The sequence below is a fragment of the Pannonibacter indicus genome, from assembly GCF_001418225.1.
GTDB classification, from domain to species: Bacteria; Pseudomonadota; Alphaproteobacteria; order Rhizobiales; family Stappiaceae; genus Pannonibacter; species Pannonibacter indicus.
On sequence record NZ_LIPT01000008.1, the window covers coordinates 90,831 to 113,120 of the forward strand.

Annotated in this window: 15 protein-coding genes and 1 riboswitch; of the genes, 5 read left to right on the plus strand and 10 right to left on the minus strand. The window is 62.7% G+C overall.

The annotated features are described in order from the left end of the window. Window positions 1-61 precede the first annotated feature (61 nt). The 3 genes from ASC48_RS12775 to ASC48_RS12785 all read left to right on the plus strand — a co-directional run bounded on the left by ASC48_RS12775 (window position 62) and on the right by ASC48_RS12785 (window position 4,432). Complete coding sequence (locus ASC48_RS12775; RefSeq protein ID WP_055456129.1) at window positions 62-2,200, plus strand: GumC family protein; 2,139 nt, start codon at window positions 62-64, stop codon at window positions 2,198-2,200. A 500-nt stretch (window positions 2,201-2,700) separates the two neighbouring features. Next, the gene (locus tag ASC48_RS12780) at window positions 2,701-3,606 is read left to right on the plus strand and encodes a sugar transferase (RefSeq protein WP_082440118.1); all 906 of its coding nucleotides are present in this window, start codon (window positions 2,701-2,703) and stop codon (window positions 3,604-3,606) included. A gap of 388 nt (window positions 3,607-3,994) precedes the next feature. Further along, complete coding sequence (locus ASC48_RS12785; protein WP_055456130.1) at window positions 3,995-4,432, plus strand: Lrp/AsnC family transcriptional regulator; 438 nt, start codon at window positions 3,995-3,997, stop codon at window positions 4,430-4,432. A 141-nt stretch (window positions 4,433-4,573) separates the two neighbouring features. Here the strand turns inward: ASC48_RS12785 and ASC48_RS19810 are convergent, their stop codons facing one another. After that, entirely contained in the window at window positions 4,574-7,006 is a 2,433-nt protein-coding gene (locus ASC48_RS19810; RefSeq protein ID WP_055456131.1) for a methyl-accepting chemotaxis protein, read from the minus strand. A 274-nt stretch (window positions 7,007-7,280) separates the two neighbouring features. Then, window positions 7,281-7,796, minus strand: coding sequence for a hypothetical protein (locus ASC48_RS12795; protein ID WP_055456132.1), 516 nt, complete (start codon window positions 7,794-7,796; stop codon window positions 7,281-7,283). Between the two features lie 274 nt (window positions 7,797-8,070). On the opposite strand from ASC48_RS12795, the gene ASC48_RS12800 reads away from it, so the two are divergent. Further along, the gene (locus ASC48_RS12800) at window positions 8,071-8,322 is read left to right on the plus strand and encodes a hypothetical protein (RefSeq protein WP_208975707.1); all 252 of its coding nucleotides are present in this window, start codon (window positions 8,071-8,073) and stop codon (window positions 8,320-8,322) included. A gap of 150 nt (window positions 8,323-8,472) precedes the next feature. After that, the gene (locus ASC48_RS12805) at window positions 8,473-10,506 is read left to right on the plus strand and encodes a methyl-accepting chemotaxis protein (protein WP_055456134.1); all 2,034 of its coding nucleotides are present in this window, start codon (window positions 8,473-8,475) and stop codon (window positions 10,504-10,506) included. 96 nt (window positions 10,507-10,602) lie between these two features. On the opposite strand, the gene ASC48_RS12810 is transcribed toward ASC48_RS12805, so the two are convergent. The 8 genes from ASC48_RS12810 to ASC48_RS12845 form a co-directional block, all read right to left on the minus strand. Further along, on the minus strand, window positions 10,603-12,090 hold the full coding sequence (locus tag ASC48_RS12810; RefSeq protein WP_055456135.1) for a helicase HerA domain-containing protein: 1,488 nt from the start codon (window positions 12,088-12,090) through the stop codon (window positions 10,603-10,605). Window positions 12,091-12,333: 243 nt separating this feature from the next. Further along, on the minus strand, window positions 12,334-14,133 hold the full coding sequence (atzF, locus tag ASC48_RS12815; RefSeq protein WP_055456136.1) for an allophanate hydrolase: 1,800 nt from the start codon (window positions 14,131-14,133) through the stop codon (window positions 12,334-12,336). After that, complete coding sequence (uca, locus tag ASC48_RS12820) at window positions 14,130-17,669, minus strand: urea carboxylase (RefSeq protein WP_055456137.1); 3,540 nt, start codon at window positions 17,667-17,669, stop codon at window positions 14,130-14,132. The genes atzF and uca overlap by 4 nt, the downstream gene beginning before the upstream one ends. Further along, window positions 17,669-18,322 (minus strand): urea amidolyase associated protein UAAP2, encoded by a 654-nt coding sequence (locus tag ASC48_RS12825; protein ID WP_055456138.1) that lies wholly within the window; start codon window positions 18,320-18,322, stop codon window positions 17,669-17,671. The genes uca and ASC48_RS12825 overlap by 1 nt, the downstream gene beginning before the upstream one ends. Before the next feature lie 15 nt (window positions 18,323-18,337). Then, complete coding sequence (locus ASC48_RS12830) at window positions 18,338-19,165, minus strand: urea amidolyase associated protein UAAP1 (protein WP_055456139.1); 828 nt, start codon at window positions 19,163-19,165, stop codon at window positions 18,338-18,340. Window positions 19,166-19,204: 39 nt separating this feature from the next. Beyond that, window positions 19,205-19,993: an ABC transporter ATP-binding protein gene (locus ASC48_RS12835; protein WP_055456140.1), complete on the minus strand. Its 789-nt coding sequence runs from the start codon at window positions 19,991-19,993 to the stop codon at window positions 19,205-19,207. Then, complete coding sequence (locus ASC48_RS12840; RefSeq protein ID WP_055456141.1) at window positions 19,990-20,808, minus strand: ABC transporter permease; 819 nt, start codon at window positions 20,806-20,808, stop codon at window positions 19,990-19,992. The genes ASC48_RS12835 and ASC48_RS12840 overlap by 4 nt, the downstream gene beginning before the upstream one ends. A 66-nt stretch (window positions 20,809-20,874) precedes the next feature. Beyond that, window positions 20,875-21,945, minus strand: coding sequence for a putative urea ABC transporter substrate-binding protein (locus ASC48_RS12845; protein WP_055456142.1), 1,071 nt, complete (start codon window positions 21,943-21,945; stop codon window positions 20,875-20,877). A 74-nt stretch (window positions 21,946-22,019) separates the two neighbouring features. Continuing rightward, window positions 22,020-22,127: riboswitch (guanidine-I (ykkC/yxkD leader) on the minus strand. Between the last annotated feature and the right edge of the window lie 163 nt (window positions 22,128-22,290).

Below are 22,290 nucleotides of genomic sequence, written 5' to 3' on the forward strand. Positions count from 1 at the left end.
CTCCAATCATTGACCCAAGATCTGAGCCTTCCCCTCAGTCTGACAGGAAAGATGTCTTTTCATGGATGACGCAGAGATTGATTTCCGCCGCCTTTTTGGCATAGTTCGCCGCCAGCTCAAGTTAATCATTGCAACAATTGCAATCATCCTCGCCATTGCGAGCATCGCACTTTTCTCGATTACACCGCTCTACACCGGAACCGCCCTCGTTCTTGTTGATCCCAGCCGCAAAAATCTTCTGGACCCCAGCAATTCCATAGGATCTTCGGCAGCTGACAGCGCGCGCGTCGAGAGCGAAGTGGAAATAGTCGATTCCGACGCTGTTCTTCTTTCTGTCATTGCTGAAAAGGGGCTTGTGACCGATCCCGAGTTCGGTGTGAAGATTGGCCTTCGGGACAAACTGCTCGCATTCCTGCGTATCAGAGACATAACGATTCCGACGGGCGAAGAGGCACTTGGCTCGGTTCTGGCCAAGCTCAAGAACAATGTATCCGTGTCCCGCCGCGGCCTTACCTATCTGATTGCGGTCAGCGTGCGGTCAGAGAATCCGGCCCGTGCTGCCGAGCTCGCCAACACAATCACCACGACCTACATCCGGCTGCAGATCGAGTCCAAGACATCGAATACAAGAGAGGCGCGCGATATCGTGCAGCGCCAGGTGGCCGATGCTGAAAATGCCGTCATCGCCGCCGAGAAGGCCTACGACGATTTCATTCTCTCCAATGTCAACGCAATTGCCGAGCAGACAGGACGCACTGATCTGACCAGCATGCGCGGGCGGATCGATCAGCTGATCGCGGACCGGTCCTTGGCAGAAAGCCAGGCCATGGCGTTGCGCCAAAGCGTGGCGCGGAGCGACTGGCAAAGCGTTGCCGACAATCTCCAGACGGCCGCTGTAACCGAGCTGAACCGTCAGCGCATGGAACTGGAGCGCAGCCTGGCACAGGTAGAAGGCGGCTCTGCACGGGCAATCAATCTGCGCGAGGAACTGGACAAGATCAACGCCAGCCTGCAGCAGGAAACGACCTCGGCGCTGCAACAGCTGCAGAACTCCGCATCTCAGTATGAGCAGGAAGCTGCAACGCTGCGGCGGGACCTCAGCAGCGCCATCCTCAACAGCAATCTGCCTGCTGACATGCTGGCGCAGATCTACCGGCTCCAGCAGATCTCCCGTAACGCGACTTCCCAGTACCAGATGCTTCTTGCCCGCTCGCAGACGCTGGAAACGGAAGCCGCCCTGCAGATTGCCGACAGCCGTGTCGTCTCTCCGGCTTATCCGCCGAACAGGCCCAGTTCGCCGAAAGTGCCCCTGATTCTCGGAGTGGCTGTTCTCTTTGCCATTGGCGCCGGCCTTGCACTGGCTTTCATCTTCGAGAATTTCGTTGGCGGCTTTACGGACGAGGAGCAGGTTCAGGCGGTGACACGCCTGCCGCTTGCAACCGTCGTCCCCCGGCACAACAGCAATGTGGCCGGCATGCACTCCATTTCAGATGCGCTTGTCGACAGTCCTTTGTCCATGTATGCGGAATCCATCCGCAGGCTCCGGGCGACACTCGACAATGCGCTTCAAAGCTCCTGGGTACAGCAGCCGGAAGAGGCCCGCAAGTCTGGCCGTGTGATCATGCTGTCTTCGGCCATGCCCGGAGAAGGCAAGTCGACTCTCGCCCTGTCACTGGCACGCACGCTCGCTCTTTCGGGCGCCAGCACGCTGATCATCGACTGCGACTTCCGCAAGCCGAGTATCCAGCGCCATCTGAACATCGAGCCCTCCAATGGGCTGGTGGACTTCCTGATTGGTGACATCGGCTCGGATGAACTGCTGCAGAACATCGTAAGGTCTGATCCCAAAACGTCGCTCACGGCCGTGGTCGGCGCCCGCCGGGCAGACGTGCCGACGGATCAGCTGCTGACTCGGGAAAAGTTCTCCCGCCTCATTCAGACCGCACGTCCCCGCTTTGACTATATCGTGCTGGATTCCCCCCCGATCGAGCCGGTGGTCGATGGCCTTTATCTCGCAAAATATGCGGATGTGATCACCTTCGTCATCCGCTGGGCCCGGACGCCGCAACGCATGTGCGTCAACGCCATCCAGCGCCTCAGCCAGACAAAGAGCGAGCATTGCCGCATTCTGATCGCCCTGAACCAGCAGGAAGGCAAGACGACCTTCTACAACACCTATTCCGACTACTACACGGAGTAGGTACGGGCGCAGGGGGCGGCTTGTCCGCCGGAGGGCGATGGACAAGCCGGCTCATCAACGGCCGTTGACAATCAGCCCCACAACTGGCCGGCTGCGGCTGCGCAGCCGGTTTTTTCATGGCCGGAGGCTGCCTGAAGCTACGTCAGGTTCCATCGCCGCGCAGACTTCCCGCGCCGGATGCAGATTGGCTGAAAAGACGGCGTATGGACCGGTGTCCGATGACCCGAATGCAGCGAATGCCGGTCCAGCCGGCGCGGCCCGTGAGCAATTTCAAGGCGTGTCACGCCGGTATTTCAGCGCCTTGAAGGAGACCGTGCCTAAAAGTGCCGCATCCCGCCGATTGCGCTGCGGTGCGGAATATGTTACCAAAGACCTAAAGTAAATCTGAGAATTGATTTAAATTGATCAACATCCGCGCTGGTTTTGAAGCGGAGATCGCATCGGACAGAACGCCGTTCAGGCACCTGACGTGTTAATTTCTTGTGAGTTTGGAGATTGCAATGGTGCACGAGTTTATTGAAGGTGAAGCACGCAAGCGATCCACCCCGCAGAAGCCCACGAAACGCCTTCCCTTTCTCTCCAGAGCCCTTTCAGAGCGTAATCTTGCGCCTGCCCGGCATCTTGGCCCTTTGGCCGCCGGCCGGCAGCATGGCGTCACCCAAACAGCGGAACTGGGCGGCCCACTGGCAGCACAGTCTTCAGGCGTGGGACAGGCGCTTCGTCCTTCCATTCAGGCACCTGAAGAGGCGCTTCAAAATGCTCTATCCGCTGCCAGCGGTATTCAAAGCGGCCTTCGCAGCCGTATCCGTCCTTTCCTGAAGCGCAGCATCGACATTGCCGGCAGCGCTGCGGGCCTCATCCTGCTGAGCCCCCTGCTCGCCGGTCTTGCCATTGGCGTGAAGCTGTCGAGCCCCGGCCCGGTAATCTTCCGTCAGGCCCGCTATGGACGGAACAACGAACTGTTCATGGCGCTCAAGTTCCGCTCCATGTATGTGGCCAAGCAGGATGCCACCGGCGTTGTCCAGACCCGGAAAAACGATCCGCGGATCACGCCGATCGGGCGTTTCCTGCGCAAGTCGAACTTCGACGAACTGCCGCAGCTCTGGAACGTGCTGAAGGGTGAGATGTCTCTCGTCGGCCCGCGCCCGCATGTTCCGGGTATGCTCGCCGCCGGCAAGCTTTATGAAGAGTTCGACACCCGCTATCTTTCCCGCCATCAGGTGCGCCCCGGCATCACCGGCCTTGCACAGGTCAACGGCTTTCGCGGCGAGACGACCGACCCTTATCATGCGTCCATGCGTCTCGAGTATGATCTCGAATATCTGAGGTCCCAGAGCACGCGCGGCGATCTGAAAATCATCGTCATGACCTTGGTCAACGAATTGACGCGCTGCTCGGGCTACTGAGCCCAAGCCCTTGCGCCGCACCATCAAAAAGGGCACAGCCTTAGCTGAGCCCTTTTTTGCTATGCAGACAGCGTGATCACTGTCCTGGCACAATGCCACAGTGCTCTGGACGGTTTCCGTTTAACAAGATCCTGTCCGCTCAGCCGGGCGGCCCGTAAGGGACCAGCCGGATGCGGCACCGGCTGCAGCCAGCAGGATGACGGCCACACCAGCCATTTGCAGCGGCTCCAGCCTGATCCCGGAAACCAGAAAATCTGCGTGGCGCTCCATCCTGAAGGCCCTCATGATAAGGGCAGACAGAAGCGCAAAACATGATCTAAAGTAGGTAATATCTTACCCAGATCTTATTTACGAAGGTGAAACAGGCCAGACACCTGATAGAAAACCGATGCTTGACGGCACCGACCGCCGGATCATTGACATCCGCACCCGGGACGCACGCGTTTCACTGAAGGAACTGGCGCAAGCCGCCGGCCTGTCATCGCCCAGCACATCGGAGCGTTTGCGCCGTCTTGAGGAGCGCGGCATCATCCGCGCCTTCACGGCTGATCTCTCCCACGAGGCGTTGGGCTACACCTTGCAGGCCATTGCCCGCATCCGCCCCCTGCCGGGCAAGCTGCATATCGTGCAGCAGATGATTGCCGATCTGCCTCAGGTGCTTGAATGCGACAAGGTGACGGGTGACGACTGCTACATTGCCCGCATTGCCGTGCGGTCGATTGATGAACTGGACAAGCTGCTGGACCGGATCGCCGGCAAGGCAGAGACCAACACTTCGATCGTCAAGTCACAGCCCGTCAAGCGCCGGAATCCGCCCCTCGGCTGACGCCACCTCTCAATGAGAATGGCACATCGAGAGGTGGCTAGGCCCGTGCAGCGCTTGAGCAGTTTCAAGGCGTGATGCGTCAGCATCATAAGACCTGGGATGACGTCCGCGCTTGCGGTATCCGCTCATCACGCCTTGGTATCAGGCCGCCGCGATACCGTTGAGGAACCGCTCCACTTCACTGCGCAGGTCCGTGGTGCGGGCGGCGAGCTTTTCGCTGGCTTCCAGCACCTGGCCTGAAACTTCGCTGGCCTGTTCCACGGTGGCAGACAGGGCGTTCATGTTGTCGCGCACGGCCTGCGTGCTTTCGGCGGCCTTCTGGACGTTGCCGGAGATTTCACCCGTTGCCGCCCCCTGCTGCGTCACGGCTCCTGCAATGGCCGTGGTGTAGCTGTTGACGTCCGACATGATACGGGCAATTCCCGCGATGGCATCGACGGCGGCCCGGGTGGAATCCTGAATGGCGGAAATCTGTCCTGAGATTTCCTCGGTTGCCTTGGACGTCTGCGTCGCCAGTTCCTTCACCTCTGAGGCGACCACCGCAAAGCCGCGGCCGGCTTCACCGGCACGGGCAGCTTCGATGGTGGCGTTCAGGGCCAGAAGGTTGGTCTGCTCGGCAATCGCGCGGATCAGGGTCACGACCTCGCCAATGCGGTCGGCCGCTTCAGACAGGCTTTCGACCTTACGGTTGGTGTCGTCCACGGAGGCGGCTGCCATTTCAACAACCTGACTGGTGCGCTGAACCTGGGAGCCGATCTCGCCGATGGAGGCGGCCAGTTCCTCGGCGGCGCCTGCAACGCTTTCGACACTGTGGGCCGCAACGCCACTGACATCCAGCGTATCGCCGGCCTGGCGCGCGCTTTCGCCTGCAATCCCGGCCAGCGCCTGCGCAGTGCCTTCCATGCCGGACGCGGTTTCGCCCACAGCCGCCAGCGTTTCCTGCACCCGGTCCCGGAAGCTGGCAATCAGGGCCGTCATCCGTTCCTGCCGCTCCACCTGAGCGCGGGCTTCCTTCTCATTGGCCGCTTCAAGCCGCTGACGCTCGAGAATATTGTCACGGAAGACACGGATGGTGCGCATCATGCCGCCGAATTCATCCCGGCGCGCCTCCTGCGACAGGTCAATATCCGTGCGCCCTTCCGCCAGCCGCTCCATCTGCACGCCAATGGCACGCAGCGGCCGGGTGATGAGCATGGCCAGCAGGACCGCAAGGCCGATGCCCGCGGCAATGGCAAGCGCGACCGCACCACCAATGGTGCCCAGAGCGCCATTGGCGGCGGAAAACGCAGCCTGGGACTGAGCGCTGGCAAGCTGGCTGATCTGCTGGCGCACATCTGCCGACAAGGCATCCAGTGCCGTGGCCGTTTCGGCCAGTTGCTGCAGGGCGCTGGTCAAGCTGGTAAATTCGGCCGCATAAACATCCACCTCGGCCGTAATCGCATCCACGGCGGGCTTGATTTCCGGAAAGGCCCCTGCGTCAGCAGCCAGCGTGTTGGCAAGGGTCCGCAGGGATTCCATCCGGTTCAGCACCGGATCGGGCTTGAACGGCCCATCTGCGGCCAGCGTTTCCATCGTGGCCGAGCGCAGCTCCAGCACGGCGCGGGTCAGCTTGTCCACGTTGCCCTTCACCATGTCTACAATTCCAGCCCGGCTCTGGGCGGAAGCAGCCGACTTGCGGGCATCGTCCTGCACGGCATAAAGGCGCTGCTGCAGGCTGGAGGCCTGTTTGCGCACGTCTTCCAGCTCACCGGCCACAACAGCCACCGCCGCGCGGCGGCCCCACGGGTTGTCCATCGCGCCAAGCGGCTGCAGGCGGGAAGCAAAGGCTGTCAGCCCCTCGGTCAGAGCTGCCAGATCAGACGGCTCTATGCCGCTGCCTTTCACTTTTGCAATCACCCCGGCGCTATCCGTCAGGTTTCCACCAAGTGAGACGGCCTCGCCGATCAGGGCCAGATTTCCATCCCGGCCGGCACGCAGCAGTGTGATTTCGGCCAGAAGCAGATTTTCAAGAATAGCGGAGAGCGGCCGCACAACGCGGTCAGCCCGGTCACGTGTGCCGCCAGCCTTCTTGCTTTCGTCAATGGCGGCGCGCTGCGCCTGCTGCATCTGGTCACTGATCGAGGTTACCAGTGTGTCGAGCTTGCCTGCAGAAGCCGTCAGCCGCTCAAGCTGAGCCTGACGGGCAGCGATGGTACCGACCACTTCAGTAAAATTCGCCTGCAGCTCCGCGACAGCGCCCGATGCCGCCTGTGTCGCGGCACGGGCCTGGCCGTCAGTGAGACGGGACTGGAGCTGGATGAGCTGGCCCGCCAGTGCCGAAAGCCTGTCTTCTGCCGCTTGCGCAGCTTCCGGGGCAGGCGCTGCCAGATAGGCCTGACTGGCTGCCGACGCCTCCTGAAGCGCGGCAATCGACTCCGTTGCCAGACTGCTGACTGCCTGTTTGTCCTTGAGGTCCAGCACGGCCAGCGTGCCCGCGCCTCCAGCAAGACCTGTCAGGAGGATCATGGCGGCGAAACCGCCCGCCAGCTTGGTGGAAACTTTCAGATGGGAAAAAAACCCGCGCAGCCCCGGCATATTCAACTCCCGTTACTCTTGCAGGAATTACGGGGCATCGGAATAAAAATTCAGTAAATTCCGCCAGGTTAAATAAATCAGGCCTTATGCGCAGCAGAGGGCACAGCTTTAAAACCGCACTCTTCAGCGGATTGACTCTGCTCCGAGCCCGGGGCGGCGCAGCCTCGACTCAAGAGCAGGCGCTTGCCCGAAATAAATAACGCAACAGGATTCTGACGGCGGAAGGTTAGGAAGGCCTTCCGCCTGCCATTTCATGACCTCCCGCGAGGGAAGATTACTGACCTGCGGCAGCGCCCAGTTCCGCCTTGATCGAGAAGGGCGTGCCATCCATCGACAGCACGATGTCATCGACCACCGGCTTGCCGTTCTCGACGATGACCTTGAACAGCGTCTCGTTATAGACCTGATATTCGGCCTCCTGACCGAAGCAGGTCACGGCCTGAAAACGGGCCTTCACATCTGTCACGGCGCCCTGCGGCGGAGCGGCGGTGATCGTGATATTCTTCAGAGGACAGCCATCCTGACCGTTGACGATCACATCATAATCAAAGGGCGAGCCGCTCTCGCGGGCATATTCGCCCTGCATCGCCTTCTCGTAGCGGGCAGCAAAATCGGAGCTGAACAGCACTTTCAGCCGGCTGGCGTCAAAGATGTCCTGATACTCAGCCCCGCTCTCGGACCAATTCGCTTCCGTCAACTTCATGATCTCGCGCACGGGCGCGGTGGCATCGGCGGCAAGAACGGCCCCCGGCAGGACAAGCCCAATTGTGAACACGGCTGTCTTCAGCATTTCCGGCACTCACCCCATCTGGCGCACCCGGCCCCGCCGGGACTGCAGCATGTTTTAAAGCGGCAGAATCCCTGCCATGCCGCTTTCTCTCTCAGGCGATCATGTCAGCCTTGCGGCAAAGCGCAAGCCGGGAATGGACAGGCATTGATACTGATCCGGCAGGAGCTGACCGGGTGGATCCAGACAGGAGCGCAGACTCCCCTTGCCTGTCTTGAAGGAACGGGGTATAAGAACAAAAAGAGAACAAACCAGAGTCACTGACATGGACGGACAGATGGATATCAGCATCACCCGCTTCGAAGTGGAAGACATTGCGCGCTATCTGCGGGCAACGCTCAATCAGGCCAGCCGCATCCGCAGCAACGCCCCGGCCGGAAGCTACCTCGACACAGTGCTCGCCCGTACCATTGAGGGGTTGGAGCTGGAACTGGCACAGCTGAAATTTTTACTGGCGGCCCCGGAGTTTCCGGTCCCAGCGGTGCAGCCATCCTCTGCCCCCATGACACGGATGCGCCGTGCGCAATAAACTGTGGCAGCCCCGTCTTACGCTGAGGAATACTGGACTATATATTCAATAGCCGACTACCGAATTTATATTTATTCCTGAAGGGTTACACTTTTTTCACCGCACACACGCAGAATTCTGGCACTTAATTCAATATGTCTGGAGCATTCCATGTCACTGAAGGGCCGCATCTTCATTTCGGCGAGTGCCGTATTCATCATCGGGTTTGTCGTGGTCATCGCGGTGATCTCGGCAATGATGCAATCGTCTGCCCGCAGGTCAGGCGAAAAGCAGGTTGAACAGGCAACGCTGTCGCTTGCCACACAGGTCAGCAAGACCGTGGCCGAAGCTCAGCTGGCCGCACGCTCTGCCGCAGATGCGATGGAAGGCCTGCTCCATGCCGGAATCACGGACCGCAATGCCTATGGCGCGGTCATGCAGCAGATCATTGCCCGCAACCCGCAGTTTGTCGGCGGCGGCGCCATCCTGGAACCCGATCTCGCCGGCCTTGATGCGGACAACAAGGGAACAGGCTTCTCGGACGGGAACGGCCGTTTCATTCCCTATTTCTATCATGCGGACGGCAAGGTGGCGATGGAGCCGCTGATCTTTGGCGGCGACAGCGGATCGGAGGACTGGTACGACAAGCCCCGCCAGCTGCGGCAGGACACGGTGACCGAGCCCTATCTCTACCCGGTCAACAACGTTGATGTCCTCATGGCCACCGCGTCTTCTCCCATCATCGATGTCAGGGGCAGCGGCGCAGGCGGCGCCACCATCGACGTGTCTCTGGAAGGACTGCAGAAGCAGGTCGCCTCCTTCGATCCCTACAAGACAGGCTACGTCGGCCTGATCAGCGAGGGCGGCGTCTGGGTTTCTCATCCCGACAGCAGCCTGCTGGGCAAGACGGCGGACCAGAGCCTAATCTCCCGCCTTTCGCAGGTGCAGGACGGCATCAGCATGAAGGAGACGGATGGCGTCTATGAAGCAATCCGCGCCATTCCGCTGGTCAACACCAGCCAGAAGTGGTTCGTCATCCTTACCGTTGAGGAAAGCGAGCTGCTGGCTGCCGCCATCACCACCCGCAACACCGCCATCATCCTGGCTCTGGTCATTCTGGCGGCGGGCACGGCATTGATGTGGCTGCTGGGCGGCAATATCTCCCGCCCCATTTCCCAGCTCACCCAGCGCATGCGTGCCCTTGCGGCCGGGGATGTGGACAGCCCCGTTGCACACCGGGAGCGGAAGGACGAGATCGGCATGATGGCCGGCGCCCTCGGCGTTTTCGTGGAAAATGCGATTGAACGGGTGAAGCTCCAGGGCGAAAGCGAAGCAGCGCAGCAGGCGCGCCTTGCCCGGCAGGAGCATGTCGAGGCGCTCATCCAGGACTTTGAGGCAGAGGTCCGCCAGGCCATTTCCGAGGTATCGGCCAACTCGGGCCGGATGGAACAAACGGCAGGTGCACTGACCTCGATTGCCCAGGCGACCTCCAGCAAGGTTTCCACCGTGGCTGCCTCCTCTGAAACGGCCCAGATCAGCGTTCAGACGGTTGCCTCTGCGGCGGAGGAGCTGTCCGCTTCCATCGGCGAAATCAGCCGCCAGGTGGAGCAGACCAAGGGCGTGGTGGAAGCTGCGGCCCGCGCTGCCGCCCTCTCCAACGAGCGGGTTGGGAGCCTTGACACCGCGGCCCAGAAGATCGGCGAAGTGGTGCAGCTCATTCAGGCCATTGCCGAGCAGACCAATCTTCTGGCCCTCAACGCCACCATCGAGGCGGCCCGTGCGGGCGAAGCCGGGCGGGGCTTTGCAGTTGTGGCGGCGGAGGTGAAGGAACTCGCCAACCAGACCGCGAAGGCGACCGAGGAAATCTCGTCGCAGATCAGCGGCATCCAGTCGTCCACCCGCGAGGCGGTTGGCTCGATCCAGGAAATTGCCGAGACCATGAGTGAGGTTAACCAGTTCACCACCACCATCGCCGATGCCATTTCCCAGCAGGGAGAGGCAACGCGTGAAATCACGGTCAACGTTCAGCGCGCCGCAGATTGCACCAGCGACATGAGCGGCAGTGTCGGCAATGTGATGCAGTCGGCCCAGGAGACCAGCGGTTCGGCCAGCGATGTTCTGCAGGCCTCGCAGGATGTGACCCGTCAGGCGGCAAAGCTGGAAGAGACAATAGCGAGCTTCCTGCAGCGCGTGCGCGCCGCCTGACAGGCAACAACCGTCATAAGGAACCGAAGGGGCGCTGCGGCGCCCCTTTTCATGTCAGAGGAGCGAGCTCTGGCGTGTCAGGCCTTGAGAATGCTCTCAGGCTGCCGCTTCCGCATCGCCCGGTGCTGTCTGCCAGCCCAGATCCGTCAGCGTGACAATGCGGTTGCCGCGCATGTCGGTGGCACAGAGCAGGAAGCCCCGCTCCTCCATATGGGCCAGCAGCCAGCGGGCACGGCCCGGCGAGCGGGTGCCATAGGCCTTGGCGATTTCCGCATTCGGCGGGCATGGCGCCTTGGCGAGAGCCGCCTTGGCCAGCAGCAGATAGACCCCGCGCATGTCCTCCGGCAGTTCCGCGGCAATCAGCGCTGCCCGCTCCCAGTCATTGGTGTCCACCTCGCCGCTGTGGACGCCCGCACGGGCCACCGACAGCTTCTCGCGGAAGACGGAGAGATCCGGCACGCCGCCGGGCACCTTGGCGATACGGCAGCGGACCTGAAAGTCCTGATAAAGCGCCGCCACCGGCTGGAAGGCCGCCTCGGGCTCAGCCAGAATTGCCGTCATGATTTCGTCGATTGCCGCATCCCGCTCGGCCGTGTCCACCGGCGGTTCGTCCGGCTGCGGTGCGGGCTGGTTGCGAGCGCTTTCCATGCGGCCCGCAGCCGACAGCTGCGTCAGGATCTCCGCCGTCGAAACCGGCTCCGGCGCACGCGGGCGGATGCGCAAGGCCTCATCCGGCATGGGCGTGAAGATCAGATCCTTGGCGTCTTCCGCCGGCTTGTCTGGCAGCGGCGTCAGCTTCGGCCCGCCGCCACGGCCGGAGGTCTCCACCGGCCCGATGCGCACCGGCACCGGACGGCGCGACATGGCAGGCCCCAAGGCAATGAAATGCCCCCGGTCGAGATTGCGGAAGGCTTCCGCCTGCCGCCGTTCCATGCCGAGGAGATCGGCCGCGCGGGCCATGTCGATGTCCAGGAAGGTGCGGCCCATCAGGAAGTTGGAAGCCTCCGCCGCCACGTTCTTGGCAAGCTTGGCGAGGCGCTGCGTGGCAATGATGCCGGCCAGCCCGCGCTTGCGGCCGCGGCACATGAGGTTGGTCATTGCGGTCAGCGAGCGGCGGCGCGCCTCTTCACTCACTTCACCGGCAGCCGCAGGGGCAAAAAGCTGCGCCTCGTCCACCACCACCAGCATCGGATACCACTGGTCACGGTCCGCATCGAACAAGCCGTCAAGGAACGTTGCAGCCGCCTTCATCTGCCGGTCGGCGTCCAGACTTTCCAGATTGAGCACGACGGAAACCCGGTGTGCGCGCACGCGGGCAGCGATCATCTGCAGGTCGCGCTCGGTTCCGGCGGCATCCACCACAACATGGCCGAATTTCTCGGCAAGGCTGACGAAGTCGCCCTCCGGATCGATGATCGCCTGCTGCACCCAGCTGGCGGACTGTTCGAGAAGACGGCGCAGAAGATGCGATTTGCCAGAGCCGGAGTTGCCCTGCACCAGCAGGCGCGTTGCGAGCAGTTCTTCCAGATCCATCAGCGCCTTTGCGCCGCCTGACATTTCGCCGATATCGATGCTGACCGTCATTCCCCGTCCCGTGCCGCTGAAATCCGGTTAGGTCTACAGACCTCGGGCATGGCATTGCCGCCGCCTGAGACTTGCCGGTCAAACCCGGCCGTCCGGCGGTACTCCCTCAAGGTGGGCAAGGTCAATGCTCTGCGCCGCAAACATAGCGATTTTCAGGCGGGGGTGAAGCCGTTTCCCCCGCTCTTCTGCGATCGCCTTGTGGACGAGCGGCAGCAAGTCCCTGCCCTTCTGCCGCTCCTGCGTTCAATTTCGCTGCGCGATATAGGCCCGCCAGCCGCCGAGGCTGGTGATCTCCTGCGCTCCGGCCACGGCATGGCTCTCGCACAGGAAGCCGGAGACGGCACTGCCGTCATCCAGCGTCACCTTGCCAATGCCGAGCGGTGCCGGGATTTTCTGGACGAACCGGCCAAAAGCCTCCGGCGTCACCTTCCACACTTCCACCTCAAGCCCGCTTCCTGCAAAGCCCGGCTCGCGGATTAGCCCTGGCTTCGGCGGCGTGGTGCCCGGCAGCACGAAGAGGCGGTAGTCGCCCGCCGTGCGGCAGGTTTTCACCAGCTTGCCGCCCGCACCGGTCAGCTCGTGATTGAGCGGCATGCCGCTCAGATGCGCGCCAACCACCACAACCGGCACCAGCCCGTCATCGGGCTCCGGCACGCGGCTGGCCTGAGGCAGCTCCGCCGTCTTGTCCTTGCCCATGCCGCAGGCAGCTGCCCGGTGCAGGGCATCGGCGAAGGGAGCGAGCGCATCATCGCTGAAGGCAGGACCGAACAGGGTCACCCCGCCCGGCAGGCCATCCGGGCCGAACCCGGCCGGCACGGCAATGGCGGCATAGCCGAAGAGATTGGCAAAGTTGGTGTAGCGGCCAAAGTGGCTGTTTCTGGTGACAGGATCAGCCAGCATCTCCTCGACCGTATAGATCGTGGGCGAGGTCGGCAGCATCAGCACATCCACCTTCGCCCACTCGGCCAGCGTCTTCTGGCGCAGGTGGCCCAGCCTGTACTGCCCCTCGAAGGCAGCAACCGCATCATAGGCCCTCGCCCCTTCAATGATTGCGCGCACCGTGGGGTCGAAGTCAGCGGCATTCGTGGCGAAGAAATCCTTCACCGCCGCCAGCCGCTCCGCCACCCAGGGGCCGTTGTAGAGCAGCTCCGCCGCCTGCCGGAACGGCGCATAATCGAAAGGCACGATGGTTGCCCCCAGCCCCCGCGCCCGCTCGATGGCCGCATCATAAAGCGCTTCGACGCTGGCATTGCCGAAAAACTCCCGCTCTGGACCTGAGAGCACACCAACTCTTATCCCGGAGACGGGCAGGCTCACAGGCTCTGCCTTGCGGGAATAGGGGTCGCCCGCGTCAAAGCCATCCATCACCTTGCGGATGGCAACGCCATCGCCCACAGTCGCGGCAAACACCGACACCACATCCACGCTGCGGCAGGCGGGCACGACGCCCGTGTTGGGCACCAGTCCCGGCGTCGGCTTGATGTCGGCGAGATTGTTGAAGGCCGCAGGCACGCGGCCAGATCCTGCCGTATCCGTGCCAAGTGCAAAACTGACAAGCCCCGCCGCCGTGGCAACCGCCGAACCGGAAGAAGAGCCGCCGGAGACATAGTCCTTGTTGAAGACGCAGCGCGGTGCCCCGTGCGGAGAGCGGGTGCCGTTGAGCCCGGTGGCGAACTGGTCAAGATTGGTCTTGCCCACCACCAGAGCCCCCGCAGCCTTCAGCCGCGCCACCGCCACCGCATCCGCCTCCGGCAGATAGGCATAGGCCGGGCAGCCTGCTGTCACCGGCAGGCCTGCCACATCGATATTGTCCTTCACCGCAAAGGGAATTCCCCAGAGTGGCAGGCTGTTGGGCTCCGGCGCCCGCGCCATCAGCGCCATGGCGGCGGCCCGAAGATCCTCGTCCTTCGCACGCGTGATGAAGACTGCCGGGTCATCACAGGCATTGCACCGGGCAATCACCTCTTCCACCAGAGCGAGCGGCGTCAGGCCATTCTGATAGGCTGCCCGCAGGGAGGCAAGGTCAAGCATCACCGGGATCATAGTGCATCCTCCAGTACCACCAGCACGTCACCCGCCCGGATGCTGCGGCCGGGGGCGGCACGCAGCTCGCTGACCCGTCCGGCCACATGGGCGGTGACCGTGATTTCCATCTTCATTGACTCGATGATGGCGAGCGTTTCGCCAGCTTCCACTTTCTGACCGGGCTCCACCAGTACTTTCCAGACATTACCGGGCACGGCGCTTTCAATGCCCGTGCACCCCTGCGGAATGTCACCGCCAAGGCCCGGCCCGGCCCCCTCGTCCGCCACGAAACTGTCGAGCCCCGCGTCCTTCCAGCGCTGGCGCTCTGCTTCGAAGGCAGCCTGCTGGCCCTGCTTGAAGGCGGAGATACTGGCCGCATTAGCCGCAAGGCCAGCCTCATACTCTGCCTGCGAGAAGATGCCCGCCTCGATCCTTACCGGATAACCGCCATGGGGAAAGGCGGCCCGCGCTTCGGTCAGTTCCTTATGCGAGACAGGAAAGAAGCGGATCTGGTCGAAGAAATCGAGCAGCCACGGCTTGTCCTTGCCGAACACATCCGTCTGCCGCCATGTGTTCCACATCTGGATGGTGCGCCCGAACAGCTGATAGCCCCCAGGCCCTTCCATGCCATAGATGCACATGTAAGCGCCGCCGATGCCTACCGCGTTTTCCGGCGTCCAGGTCCGGGCCGGATTGTACTTGGTCGTCACCAGCCGGTGGCGCGGATCGACAGGCGTTGCCACCGGTGCACCGAGATAGACATCCCCCAGCCCCATCACCAGATAGGCTGCGTTGAAGATGGTGTCCTTCACCGCCTGCTCATCCGCAAGGCCGTTGATACGGCGGATGAACTCGATGTTGGACGGGCACCAGGGCGCATTGGGGCGCACCAGTTCCTGATACTTGCGCATCGCCAGTTCCGCGTCCGGATCGTTCCAGGACAGCGGCAGCCAGACGGTGCGGCTCGGCACCTTCACCTGCGAGGCCGGCGGCAGGGTCTGCTCGATCTCCGACAGAAGCCCCAGCAGGCGGCTGCGGGTCAGGCTCATGCCGTCATAATGGATCTGCAGCGAGCGGATGCCCGGTGTCAGGTCGATCAATCCGGGCAACTTTGCCGCTTTCACCGCTTCCATCAGCAGGTGGACACGCATGCGGATGCCGATGTCGAGCTGCATCGCGCCATATTCGACCAGCAGGTTGTCATCGCCCTGACGGCGGTAGACAACGGGAACGGTTCCGGCCATGCCCGTTGCCAGCACAGGCGGCCCCGCCTCCTCACCCAGCTTGCGGACGGCAGGCCCCGCCAGCGGATCGCCCTTGCGCCCGGCCGCATGGAAACGGATCCGGTCGCCGGGCTTGAACTGTCCCATCTTCCACTGCTCGTCCCGGGCGATCACCGCCGGGCAGACGAAGCCGCCAAGGCTGGGGCCATCCGGCCCCAGGATGATCGGCATGTCGCCGGTGAAGTCGATGGCGCCGATGGCATAGGCATTGTCATGCAGGTTGGAAGGGTGCAGCCCCGCCTCCCCGCCATCAGCCCGTGCCCACTTCGGTGCAGGGCCGATCAGCCGCACGCCCGTGCGGGCCGAATTGTAATGCACCTCGTAAGCGGCGGAAAACAGCGTCTCGATATCTTCCTCAAGGAAGAAATCCGGCGCACCATGCGGGCCATACAGCACGCCCACCTGCCATTCCCGCGTCAGCTCCGCAGGCACACCGGCAGGCTTGACCGGAGCCTGCTCCGCCCGCGCCAGCCGCAGCACATGGCCCGCCCGCAGAGTGCCGGTGGCATTGCCGCCGAACTGGCCCAGCCCGAAGGTGGCACGTGAGCCCAGCACCACTGGCGCATCAAGCCCGCCTGCAACAGCAAGATAAGTCCGCTGTCCGGCCCCCTTGATGGCTCCGATGGAGAGCGTCTGGCCAGCAAGCACCTCGAAGGCCTCGTTGTGCGGCACCGGCGTGCCGTCCAGCAAAGCAGGCATCAGGGCTCCGGCCAGCGCCACTCGCACATCCGAGAAGAACCGCAGCACCGGGCCGGCAACGGTCAGTTCCAGCGCTGCCGTCTCATCCGCATTGCCCACCAGCCGGTTGGCATGGCGGAAGGAGCGTTCGTCCATCGGTCCTGAGGGAGGCACCCCCACATGCCACAGGCCAAGACGGCCCGGCAGCTCCTGCAGGCTCGACTGAGCCCCCGGCGCGATCACCTCGATCACATCCGGCACAAAGGCAAAATCCCTGAGCGCCGTCGTCGCCACCTGACCGCTGCGGAACAGGTCCGAGGCGGCAATCGCCCTCAGATAGCCGAGATTGGTCTCGATCCCGCACAGGGATGTCTGTGACAGTGCAGATGAAAGAGCTTCAATGGCCGAGGCCCTGTCCTTGCCGCTGACGATGATCTTGGCCAGCATCGGGTCATAGAACGCGGTCACCTCCGTGCCCGTCTCCACCCAGCCATCCACGCGCACGTCTTCAGGAAAGCGCACCTCCGTCAGAAGGCCCGCGCTGGGGCGGAAGCCCGCATGGGGCATTTCCGCATAGACACGCGCCTCGATGGCCGCTCCCTTTGGCCTCAGATACTCTGCGCCAGTCAGCACATCCTCCCCGGCGGCCTGACGGATCATCCATTCCACCAGATCGATGCCAAAGACGGCTTCCGTCACCGGATGCTCCACCTGCAGGCGGGTGTTGACCTCAAGGAAATAGAACTCTTCCCGCGCCGGATCGTAGATGAACTCCACGGTACCGGCCGAGGCGTAGTTCACCTGACGGCCCAGCGCCACGGCTGCCGCATGCAGTTTCTGCCGGACAGTATCAGAGAGACCCGGCGCCGGAGTTTCCTCGATCACCTTCTGGTTCCGCCGCTGCAGCGAGCAGTCCCGCTCGCCCAGCGCCACCACGTTGCCCTTGCCGTCCCCGAAGATCTGCACCTCAACATGGCGGGCTCTTGCAACGAAGCGCTCCAGATAGACGCGGGCATCGCCGAAGCTGGCCTGCGCCGTCCGCTGCACCGTCTCGAAGGCGGCGCCCAGCGCTTCCGGCGTCTCGCACAGCTGCATGCCGATGCCCCCGCCCCCGGCGGTGGACTTCAGCATCACCGGATATCCGATGGCCTCCGCCGCTGCGAGAGCTTCAGTCCCGCTGGCAATGAGGCCCGAACCCGGCAGCAGCGGCACGCCGCTGGCCTTCGCCAGTTCCCGTGCCGTATGCTTGAGGCCGAAGGCCGCGATATGGTCCGGCGAGGGGCCGATGAAGGTGATCCCCTCCGCCTTCAGCCTTTCGGCAAAGCCGATGTTCTCCGACAGGAAGCCATAGCCCGGGTGGACAGCCTCTGCCCCCGTCTCCCGGCAGGCGGCGATGACCGCATCCACATTCAGATAGCTTTCAGCCGCCGGGGCGGGCCCCAGCCGCACAGCCTCACCGGCCATCAGCACCGCTTTGGAAAACCGGTCCGCATCGGAATAGACCGCAACGCTTGCGATCCCCATCTTGCGCAGCGTCTTGATGACGCGCACGGCGATTTCGCCGCGGTTGGCGATCAGAACCTTCTGGAACATCACGCCGCCCCGTCATCCCAGACCAGCACCCGGATGGGTGTCGGATCGAAGCCATTGCAGGGATTGTTGATCTGCGGGCAGTTGGAGATGACCAGCAGCACATCCATCTCCGCCTTCATTTCCACGTAGTCGCCGGGCGAGGAAATGCCGTCAACAATGGTCATCTTGCCGGACGGCTCGATCGGCACGTTCATGAAGAAGTTGATGTTTGGAACCACGTCCCGCTTGCTCATGCCGTGCTTCGATACCTCGATGACGAAATTGTCGCGGCAGGCGTGGAGATATTTCGTGTAGGCGCCAAAGCGCACCGTGTTGCTCTCGCAGGAGCAGGCCCCGGCGGATGTGTCATGGCGGCCGCAGCTGTCCGCGGTTACCGTCAGCATCACCCGGCCTTCGCTGGACATGATCTTCGTGCCGGTGGAGACATAGGCCGCCCCCTGCTCGCGCATGGTGTCCTGGCTGGAATAGCGCTCGGAGAAGTCATGGGCGTTGTAGAACAGCGTGTCGACGGCCTGCTGACCATGGCTGTCCTCAATGCGCAGCACCTGCCCCTTGCGGACAAAGGTGGAAAACGGCGCTTCGGCAGGAATGTAATGGTCCTGTACAGCCGTTTCAGGCGTGCGGGCGGGAGATGTCTGAATGAATGCGGTCATCGGTCTGTCTCCCCCTCACAGTGCTGCCAGCGCATTGTTTTCAAAGCCGCGAACGGCTTCGGCGGTTGCCGTGCGGCACAGGTCATCCGCAGCAGGCAGACTGGCTGCAATGCGGGTGATGGTGACGGGATTGGGCGCATAGACCAGGTTCGGGTCGAGCGGATGCGGGCAGTTGGAGAAGGCGGCGGTCATATCCATCTCGGCGCGCAGCTCCACGTAGTCCCCGGCCGAGACCATTTCCGCCATCCAGCAGAACCGGCCTTCTGCATCAACACGCACAGGGGCAAACAGGGCAAGGGCGGCGGGAATGTCGCGCTTGTCCAACCCGGCCTTGGTGGCGGCCTGCACGAAGTTGTCACGGGTGTTGCGCAAGGAAGCTCCGTTTGCGCCGGCATATTTGCGGGCATTGGACGCCGCCGTGGAGCCCCCCATCAGACAGTCATGGGCACCGCAGCTGTCTTCGACGATGGAAAACATCACCTTGCCCATATCAGAGAAGATCACCCGGCCCTTTGCCAGCGCCGTGGTCCATTGAACCTTCACCGTATCGGGCAGGTTCAGCCGCTCGCTCGGGTCCAATGCGCTCCAGGCAACCAGCGACACGGTGGACAGGCCCTCATCCAGCGCAACACGCAGGGTTTCTCCGGCCTTGACCCGTGTCGTCCAGTGCCAGCCGCCGGGAATGACCTCCCGGTGGATGATCCTGTCTGCGGCGATGGCAGGCGCGGGCTTCACGCTCTTGCCCGGCAGGGCCTTGGGGGCAAACTCAAGACCCTTCTTCTGATGTTCCTCATAGCGCGCCCTGTTGGCGGCGATCTCTTCGGGAGAACGGCGGATGTGCACGGTTGCAGCTCCTGTGGATGGATGGCCGGGCCGTCCCGGCTATTGCCCGTCCAGAGAGACCGGGCCGTCCCGGTCAGGGCGAAAGAGTGAGGGCTGTCCCGCCTTGCGGGGCGGCCAGATGCCGATATCGCGGGTGATGGTGGCCCCGTAGCGCAGCTTCTCCTCGGGCCAATCGCGCGGGCGCTCGAAGGCGACAACGCGGGTGGCGAGGGTAAAAGCCTCCCGCATGTCATGGGTGACCATGACCACGGTCATGGGCGCCTCGTGCCAGAGCCTCTTCATCAATGTATGGATCTCGGCGCGGATGCCGGGGTCGAGCGCGCCAAAGGGCTCGTCCAGCAGCAGCACCTTGGGCCGCATGATCAGCGCCTGCGCCAGGGCAAGCCGCTGCTGCATGCCGCCGGAAAGCTGGGCCGGATACTTGGCTTCGGCGCCGGCAAGGCCAACCGCCGCAATCATCGCACGCGCCTCATCTGCACAGGTGCGGCGGGCCGCGCCGAACAGCCGCCCGGCAATGCGCGAGGCTTGCAGTTCCTTGCCCAGCATCACATTGCCCAGCACCGTCAGATGCGGAAACACCGAATAGCGCTGAAAGACAACACCCCGGTCCGGGCCCGGCTCCTTCGGCAGCGGCATCCCGTCGAGCAGGATTTCGCCCCTTGTGGGCACCTCCTGCCCAAGCAGCATGCGCAGGAAGGTGGATTTGCCGCAGCCGGAAGGGCCGACCAGCGCAACGAAGGCACGGGACTCGATCTCGATGGAGACATTCTCCAGCACGATCTGGTCGCCATATTCCTTCCAGAGGTGCCTGACGGACAGCGCGCTCATTTGCCCTTCTCCAGTTCAGACCAGGGAAAGACGGCGATGCGCAGACGGTCCAGCAGTATGTCTGTCACGACAGCCAGCAGGGTGATCCACACCACATAGGGAAAGATCACATCCATGGAGAGATAGCGGCGCACCAGAAAGATGCGGTAGCCAAGACCGCTGTCCGCCGAAATGGCCTCCGCCGCGATCAGGAACAGCCAGGCAGGCCCAAGCTGCAGCCGAAGGCAGGTGATCAGCCGGGGCAGCACCTGCGGCAGCACCACACGCAAGGCAATCAGCCAGGAGGAGGCGGAGAGGGTTTCCGCCTTGACGATCATCTCGCGCGGCATTTCGATGGCCTTGAGCGCCAGGTCGCGGATCATGACGGGAGCAACGCCGATGACGATCAAGGCAATCTTGGAAGCTTCCCCCAGCCCCATGACGATGAAAAGCACCGGCAGCAGCGCCAGCGGCGGCACCATGGAAAAGGCTCCGACGAAGGGCGAAAGCAGCGTCCGTGCATAGGGCAGGATGCCGGTGACAAGACCGGTCAGCAGCGCGATGACCGTTGCAATCCCGAGACCCGCAAACAGCCGTTTCAGGCTTGCCAAGGTATCGGACCAGAGGAGATAGTCTCCCGTCCGCACATCGGGCTCAAGCGCCATGCGGCTGATGGCATCGCCAAGTGCCGCAAGGCCCGGCAAGAGCTTGTCATTGGGGTTTTCCGCCAGCCTTGCAGCTGAGCCCAGTATGTAGGCCGCCAGCAGCAGCACGAAGGGCAGCATCATCAGCGCCAGGCTGGCGCCTTTTCCCGGGCGTGAATTGATCCAGCGCATAGGTACCTCTCGGGACAACGGGAGAGGGAATGGGGGCTCTCCGCCATTCCCGGACCGGGCAGGAGATCAGAGGTCGCCCTTGGCGGCTGCTTCCATGAAGGTGCCGGTGAAGCGGAACTGGATGTTCTCCTTGCCGCCCAGCACGCTGCCGTCCGGCATCTCGATACCGATCACGTCCACAGAGGCGGCACCGCTGCCCAAGAGCCCCTTCTCGAAAAGGAAGTTGCGCACCAGGTCCATGGTCTTGGGCAGGCTCTCCGAGAGGGTGAAGGCCAAGGCCTCATCCGGCTTGCCAAAGAGCTTCGTGGCCGCCATCTGCGCCTCGAAGCCGGCAAGGTCCGTGCCCGACGCCGCCCCCATGGCCTCACGCGCAGCCTTGCCCTCGGGGCTATCGGCCAGCATGATGCCCATGGTCTCGTACCAGATGCCGGCCAGCGCCTTGCCGAACTCCGGATTGTCCTTCAGCACTTCGGTTTTTGCCACCATGAGGTCAATGATCTCGCCCGGGATCTGCGAGCTGTCGAAGACCTTGCGGGCCGAGGGATCTTCCATGATCGAGGAGACGAGAGGGTTCCAGGTCACCACCGCCGTCACATCCGGCGTCTGGAAGGCGGCCGCCATGTCCGCATCCGAGGTATTCACCACCTTCACGTCGCGCTCGGACGATCCGATGGTTTCCAGTGCCCGGGCCAGCAGGTAATGCGAGACGGAGAATTCAACCAGATTGACGGTCTGGCCCTTGATGTCCTCCAGACTGTCCTTTCCCTTCAGAATCACCGCATCATTGCCGTTGGAGAAGTCACCGGTGATCACTGCTGTCGTATCAACGCCGCCGGCAGCCGGAATGGAAAGCCCGTCCATGTTCGTCAGCGTCACCGCGTCATAGGCACCGGCGGTGTACTGGTTTATGGACTCCACATAATCATTGAACTGAGTGACCTCGATGGTGATTCCGTATTTGTCAGCCCACTTCTTCACGATCCCCTGATCAGCCGCATAGCCCCAGGGCATCCAGCCCACATAGATGGACCAGGCAACCTTGAAGTCCTTCTTGGGAGCAGCATGGGCGGCCAATGGAGCGCCCGCCACGAGGGCTGCAACCGCAATGGACGCAAGGAATTTGGAAATGGTCTGCATTGGTGTTCCCCTTCTTGCATCTTCAGAAAGGGATCGGCATGGACCTTCGCGCCGCCAATCCCTTGGCTTACGAGGTCTCCCGGGCTTTTATCCCGCCGTGCACCCGGCGGACTGTCTCCCCGCCGGTAGCAGCTCTCGGACCAGCCGCGTCATGAGACACCGGAACCCTAGCCGCTAAACTCTGCGTGATGTCTTGCAAGTGCCGTGCCAAGGCGCAATGGCTACCGGAACGGCAGAAAACCGGCATTTCCCGCAGACACCTTGCGGCAAGACTGCACAAGAGGCAGGAGAAATGCCCACAAATCAGGCATCAGCCGCCATCAAATCTGACAAGAACGGATCTAT

Bases quoted from the DNA above. Each gene is read 5' to 3' on its own strand.
- ASC48_RS12775 (WP_055456129.1), top strand. From the start codon at position 62: ATGGATGACGCAGAGATTGATTTCCGCCGCCTTTTTGGCATAGTTCGC.
- ASC48_RS12780 (WP_082440118.1), top strand. From the start codon at position 2,701: ATGGTGCACGAGTTTATTGAAGGTGAAGCACGCAAGCGATCCACCCCG.
- ASC48_RS12785 (WP_055456130.1), top strand. From the start codon at position 3,995: ATGCTTGACGGCACCGACCGCCGGATCATTGACATCCGCACCCGGGAC.
- ASC48_RS19810 (WP_055456131.1), bottom strand. From the start codon at position 7,006: ATGCCGGGGCTGCGCGGGTTTTTTTCCCATCTGAAAGTTTCCACCAAG.
- ASC48_RS12795 (WP_055456132.1), bottom strand. From the start codon at position 7,796: ATGCTGAAGACAGCCGTGTTCACAATTGGGCTTGTCCTGCCGGGGGCC.
- ASC48_RS12800 (WP_208975707.1), top strand. From the start codon at position 8,071: ATGGATATCAGCATCACCCGCTTCGAAGTGGAAGACATTGCGCGCTAT.
- ASC48_RS12805 (WP_055456134.1), top strand. From the start codon at position 8,473: ATGTCACTGAAGGGCCGCATCTTCATTTCGGCGAGTGCCGTATTCATC.
- ASC48_RS12810 (WP_055456135.1), bottom strand. From the start codon at position 12,090: ATGACGGTCAGCATCGATATCGGCGAAATGTCAGGCGGCGCAAAGGCG.
- atzF (WP_055456136.1), bottom strand. From the start codon at position 14,133: ATGATCCCGGTGATGCTTGACCTTGCCTCCCTGCGGGCAGCCTATCAG.
- uca (WP_055456137.1), bottom strand. From the start codon at position 17,669: ATGTTCCAGAAGGTTCTGATCGCCAACCGCGGCGAAATCGCCGTGCGC.
- ASC48_RS12825 (WP_055456138.1), bottom strand. From the start codon at position 18,322: ATGACCGCATTCATTCAGACATCTCCCGCCCGCACGCCTGAAACGGCT.
- ASC48_RS12835 (WP_055456140.1), bottom strand. From the start codon at position 19,993: ATGAGCGCGCTGTCCGTCAGGCACCTCTGGAAGGAATATGGCGACCAG.
- ASC48_RS12840 (WP_055456141.1), bottom strand. From the start codon at position 20,808: ATGCGCTGGATCAATTCACGCCCGGGAAAAGGCGCCAGCCTGGCGCTG.
- ASC48_RS12845 (WP_055456142.1), bottom strand. From the start codon at position 21,945: ATGCAGACCATTTCCAAATTCCTTGCGTCCATTGCGGTTGCAGCCCTC.